Source organism: Streptomyces sp. NPDC050625 (genome assembly GCF_040654755.1).
Classification (GTDB): Bacteria; Actinomycetota; Actinomycetes; order Streptomycetales; family Streptomycetaceae; genus Streptomyces.
In genome coordinates this window covers 1-1,079 of sequence record NZ_JBFAIQ010000128.1, presented here as the reverse complement: position 1 = coordinate 1,079, position 1,079 = coordinate 1, and the positions used below count along the sequence as shown (strand labels likewise).

Here is a 1,079-nt window from a genome sequence, read left to right as displayed (position 1 = left end):
TGTGGGTGGCGGATGGTGTGGATGTCCACCTCGCGGTCCACGCCGTACCGGCCGGCCAGGCACGGGCGGCCGGAGCCCGGGACGTCCGGGTGTGCGGGCCGGTCACCGACCCCCTGTTCGGCCCGTGCGACGCGCGGGAGCGCAACCGCGCCCGAGCCCGGTTCGGGCTGCCGCACGACGCCGCGCTCGCTCTGCTCGTCGCCGGCTCCTGGGGTGTCGGGCCCGTCCGGAAGGTGGCGCGCGAGTTGCGCGGCTGCGGAGCCGCCGTCCCCGTCGTCGTCTGCGGCCGCAACGAGGCCCTGGCCCGGCAACTGCGCGCGGACGGGATCGAGTACGCCTACGGCTGGGTCGACGACATGCCGGGCCTGATGCACGCGGCCGACGTCCTCGTCCAGAACGCGGGCGGACTGACCTCCCTGGAGGCGTTCGCCGCGGGCCTGCCCGTGGCCAGTTACCGCTGCATACCGGGTCACGGTCTGACCAACGCCGCCGCCCTGGACGAGGCGGGCGTCGCCGCCTGGATCCGCGATCCGGCCGACCTCAAGGGCGTGCTGTGCGACCTGGTGGATGGCCCGCTGGGGCTGCGTCAGCGCGAAGCGGGGCTCGCCCTGTTCATCCAGTCCTCGGACGACGGCCCGGCGGCCGAGATAGCCCGCGTCCACCGCTCGGGCCTGCCGCCCCAGCCCCAGTCGCCCGTCGCGCGGCGACGCAGCGGCCCCCGGAGTCTCGCGGTCACCACCGCGGCGGCCTGCGCGGTGTGGGCGTGTGCCGTGGGCACCGGGTTCGCGACGACGTACGACGGTCACGCCCTGATGCACACCCTTGGCCACGATCTCGACCTGGACAGCTTTGCGCCCGGCAACGACCACGCTCCCGAAGGACACCACTTGTGACAACGGCCCGCGCGCTTCGCACGACCATGTGGGCCACCGGCGCCCTCGCGGCGCTCCACGGCGCCCCCGTCGTCTCCACCTTCGGGCCGCTGCGCAACCGCCTCATGCCCCGGCTCTCGGGCCGGGGCCGGCCGGACCACGTCGCCCTGACCTTCGACGACGGGCCCGACCCCCTGTCCACGCCCT

1 protein-coding gene and 1 pseudogene are annotated in these 1,079 nt (G+C 75.3%); both read left to right on the top strand.

Features of this window, described 5'->3' with window-relative positions; translation table 11 throughout:
* Positions 1 to 893 (top strand): glycosyltransferase (locus AB0I54_RS48205; RefSeq protein WP_363302764.1); only part of this gene is annotated, 893 nt, incomplete at its 5' end.
* A 26-nt stretch (positions 894 to 919) separates the two neighbouring features.
* Positions 920 to 1,079: pseudogene (locus AB0I54_RS48200) on the top strand (polysaccharide deacetylase family protein); the annotation flags it as partial.